Raw genomic sequence first — 4,289 nt, 5'->3', positions numbered from 1 at the left:
ACTGGTCCAGTATTGGATCCCCAGGTTGAGCACGGCTGCCGTCGCCCCGGTGGGCCCGCCGTGGCTTTTCACCAGCAGGGGTGGCTTTTCGCCAGCAGGGGCAACAAAGTCTCGGTTTTTGGGGGGATAGAAGAAGGCGTAGGCCACTTCCTTGCCGCCACCGGTGGGAAAAACAATGGGCTCTGGGATCGACAGATAGTCGGGATCCACCGCCACGCTGCTGGAACGGGCCACCACCTCCACTTGGCTGGAGGGTAAGTCTAGGCAGACCAAGGCAGTGGCTTCCGTCGGGGATCCGGCCAGGAAAGCGGCTTTTTCCCCACTCACCTGCAAACCGCTGATCTGGGTGTAGGGCAAGGGGATCCCTGCCAACTGTCCTGAATGGGGATCCAGATAAGCCAGATGAGACAGCCCGTCTTGTTCATAACAGGCCAGGATGCGCCCATCGCCACAGAAGCCGTAGGTGCTCAGGCCAAACACCCACTGCGGCTCTCCAAACTCCGCTTCCATAGGGCAGAGGGGAATGGGGCCCTGGGGATCCCAGCGATAGAGGTTCCACCAGCCGCTGCAATCGGAAACAAAGTAGAGATCCCCTTGCGGTGACCACTGGGGCTGGAAGATCGACTCGGCAGGGCCACCGGCCAGCTTTTGAGGTTCTCCCAAGCTGCCGTCAGGGTTCACCTCAGACCGCCACAGCTCTGTGCCGTCCCAGGGCATTTGGGGGTGATCCCAGGTCAGCCATACCAAGGTCTGGCCGTCTGGACTGAGGCGAGGGTTGGCATAGAAATTGTGCCCAGAGGCCAAAACGCGCTGGGATCCGCTTTCCAAGTCAATCGAGACAAGGCTGTTTTCCGGCTCTCCCTGGCGGCTGTGATCTTCCCGCACACAGAGGATGCGTCCACGCGCCCGATCCACCACCCCATCTGCATAGCGATAGGGGCCTGCTTCCATCAGGGGCTGGGGATCTGAACCCGGCAGCAGGCGGTAGAGCCGTTGGTCAGCGAAGTTGCAAAAATACACTACCCCTGCCGACACCCAATAAGCTCCACCCCCATACTCATGCACCCGCGTCCGCACATTGAAAGGTGCCGGTGTCAGCTCCACCAGGATCCCGTCGGCAGAGCGCCGCATCAACACATTGCGCCCTTTTTCTTGCGGGCGGCCCTCCGTCCAGTAGAGATCCCCCTGATCCCAAACCATCTGTCCCAAGCGCAGGGATCCCGTCACCACCAGGTCAGCGGTAATCGGGGATCGCCAAGATCCATAGCCGGCCTGCTGCACCATAGGCTGTTAATTCTCCACCCCAGAACCCCTATTATGCCGGCAGCAAGGGATCCCTGCCTTTGCCTACAGCCTGTGGGGAAAGGGAGCCGAGAACAGGCTCGGATTCTGGGAAAAGGTATCCCGCGATACAATTCTCTCCGGGCTGAATGGGTTTGATGGAACACGTTAAGGCAACAGGGATGCACAACGCTTTCTCGACTGCAGGATTAGCCTTTTCCTCTGTTGATGTTGGGAAGGCATTCGGTGAAAGCCTCAGCCGACTGCAGTTGGGCAAATTTAACACATGGGCGAGGTGATGAGCTAAGTGCTTCCCTCTGTTGGCCGGGCTGCTGCAACAACTGGACTTCTTAATACCCTTTGCACTCACTTCGTTTCGGAGATCACCGATGGCTCTATCATTTAATCGTCGTCAAGTGCTGAAAATGGGCGCTCTGGCCGGAGCCGGGGCTGCCCTAGGGCCGCAGATCTGGGTGAAGCGATCCGTGCCCGCCTACGCCCAGGGAGAGACCATCCGCGTTGGCATTTTGCACTCCCTTAGCGGCACCATGGCCATTTCGGAAACCAGCGTGGTGGATGCGGAAAAGCTGGCCATCAAAGAGATCAATGCCGCCGGTGGGGTTTTGGGCAAGCAGATCGAGCCGATTATCGAGGATGGCGCTTCCGATTGGCCAACCTTTGCCGAGAAAGCCACCAAATTGATCGATGTGGACAAGGTGGCAACGGTATTCGGCTGCTGGACTTCGGCCAGTCGCAAAGCGGTTTTGCCGGTGTTTGAATCCAAGCAGCACCTGCTCTGGTATCCCGTGCAGTACGAAGGACAAGAGTGCTCCAAAAACATCTTCTACACCGGCGCTGCCCCCAACCAGCAGATCGAGCCTTCGGTGGAATGGCTGCTCAAGAACAAGGGCAAAGAGTTCTTCCTGGTGGGATCCGACTACGTGTTCCCCCGCACGGCCAACACCATCATCAAGGCCCAGTTGGAAGCCCTGGGGGGCAAAGTGGTGGGTGAAGACTATCTGCCTTTGGGCAACACAGAAGTTACCCCCATCATCAGCAAGATCCGGGCCGCTCTTCCCAATGGCGGTGTGATCTACAACAGCTTGAACGGCGACAGCAACGTGGCCTTTTTCAAACAACTGGAAGGGGCAGGGCTGGGGCCAGATCGCTATCCTTCCATGTCCGTCAGCATTGCTGAAGAAGAGGTACAGGCCATCGGCCCCGAATTCTTGGAAGGGCACTTCGCCGCCTGGAACTACTTTATGACGGTGGATACGCCTGCCAACAAGAAGTTTGTGGAAGCTTTCAAGGCAGAATACGGCCAAAACCGCGTCACCAACGACCCGATGGAAGCCGCCTACATCATGGTTTACATCTGGAAGCAGGCAGTGGAAAAAGCGGGAACAGTGGAAATCGACGCCGTGCGGCAGGCAGCCTATGGCCAGACCTTTGATGCCCCAGAAGGCTTGGTAACCATGAACACCAATCACCACCTGACCAAGTATGTGCGGATCGGCCAGGTGCGCTCTGACGGTTTGTTTGATGTCATCTTTTCTACGGATGCCGTGGAGCCGCAGCCCTGGAACCAGTTTGTGGCAGAGACCAAGGGCTTTGCCTGCGATTGGTCAGATCCGGCCAAGGGCGGTCGCTACAAAGTCAGCTAGTCCTGGCCAGGGCTGGGATCCCTTGCCGTTTGGATAGGGTCGGGGATCCCGCCTAGATGCTCGGTTAGCCTCCCTAGTTTAGTTGGAAGGAGGATCCCCTGCCCATGACCTTGCTCCTGGACAGCTTGTTCAACGGCATTAGCATTGGCACCGTCTTGCTAATAGCCGCCTTGGGCTTGGCCATTGTTTTCGGCCTCATGGGGGTCATCAACATGGCCCATGGGGAGCTGATGATGTTGGGGGCCTACACCACCTTCGTCGTGCAAAATGCCTTTCGTCCCCTAGGGGATCCCTGGCGGGATCTGTACATCTTTCCAGCTTTGGTAGCTGCCTTTGCCGTCACTGCTCTGGTAGGGCTGGCCTTGGAGCGGGGGGTGATCCGCTTTTTGTATGGCCGACCCTTGGAGACCCTTTTGGCCACCTGGGGCGTGAGCCTGATCCTGCAGCAGTTTGTGCGCAGCGTCAATTGGGTGCTGGCTTTCCGCTTGGGGGCCTTCGCGGTGCTCTTTTTTGGCGGCTGGTGGCTCTTGGCCAGGCGAACGGATTGGCCGCGCCTCAAAGGGTGGACGCTGGCGCTGCTGTTGGTGCTCTCCACGGCCATTGCAGCGGTGGGGGGGCGGGTGCTGGCGCAAACCTATGCTTTAGCAGTCACTCAACCCTGGTTTGGAGCCCAGAACAAAGATGTGACCGCTCCCCGTTGGCTGGGGGGTGGGATCCCGGTGGGCAACCTGTTTTTGCCCAATACCCGCCTGTTTATCATCGCCCTCACTGTCTTCTGCATCCTAGGGCTGTACTTCTTCTTGCAGCGCACCCGCTGGGGGCTGCGCATCCGGGCGGTTACCCAGAATCGGGCCATGAGTGCCTGTGTAGGGATCCCTACGCAAAAGGTGGATGCCCTCACCTTTGCCGTCGGCTCGGGTCTGGCGGGAGTGGCCGGCGTAGCGGTCAGCCTGCTGGGATCCGTGGGGCCGAACACCGGCCAAAACTACATCGTGGATACCTTTATGGTGGTCGTCGTGGGGGGTGTCGGTAAGCTTTTGGGCAGCATTGTGGCAGCGCTTGGGATCGGGATTGCCAACTTTGTCATCGGTTCCGGGACGCTGGCTTTGATTTTTCCCAACGTGCCCATCCTGACCGATACCCTCAACTTTTTTGCCACCACGAGCATGGCCAAGGTGATGGTCTTTGCTTTGATCGTGGCCTTTTTGCAGGTGCGACCTCGGGGCCTTTTCCCCGAAAAAGGTCGTATGGTGGATGCCTAGGGAATGATCTCGCTTGGCGAAAACTCTAGGACCAGACTCTCCATCTTCTACTCCCTCACAAAGCCCATGAAACTGGTTCATT

The 4,289-nt window shown here is 58.3% G+C and carries 3 protein-coding genes; 2 read left to right on the top strand and 1 reads right to left on the bottom strand.

The genetic code is table 11. From position 1 onward, the window contains the following. A partial coding sequence (locus NW837_RS03370) for a TolB family protein (RefSeq protein WP_414329272.1) occupies nt 1–1,284 on the bottom strand: 1,284 nt, incomplete at its 3' end. 386 nt (nt 1,285–1,670) lie between these two features. Between NW837_RS03370 and urtA the strand changes: the two genes are divergently transcribed. Continuing rightward, the gene (gene urtA / locus NW837_RS03365) at nt 1,671–2,945 is read left to right on the top strand and encodes an urea ABC transporter substrate-binding protein (RefSeq protein WP_414329270.1); all 1,275 of its coding nucleotides are present in this window, start codon (nt 1,671–1,673) and stop codon (nt 2,943–2,945) included. A 104-nt stretch (nt 2,946–3,049) separates the two neighbouring features. Beyond that, entirely contained in the window at nt 3,050–4,207 is a 1,158-nt protein-coding gene (urtB, locus tag NW837_RS03360) for an urea ABC transporter permease subunit UrtB (protein ID WP_414329268.1), read from the top strand. The last annotated feature ends 82 nt before the right edge of the window (nt 4,208–4,289 follow it).

This window comes from Synechococcus sp. R6-10 (genome assembly GCF_047461815.1).
In the GTDB taxonomy this organism is placed as follows: domain Bacteria; phylum Cyanobacteriota; class Cyanobacteriia; order Thermostichales; family Thermostichaceae; genus Thermostichus.
This window is presented reverse-complemented; position numbering and strand designations above follow the sequence as displayed.

Excerpts from the sequence above, each read along its gene's own strand:
- urtA (WP_414329270.1), top strand. The coding sequence starts at position 1,671 with ATGGCTCTATCATTTAATCGTCGTCAAGTGCTGAAAATGGGCGCTCTG.
- urtB (WP_414329268.1), top strand. The coding sequence starts at position 3,050 with ATGACCTTGCTCCTGGACAGCTTGTTCAACGGCATTAGCATTGGCACC.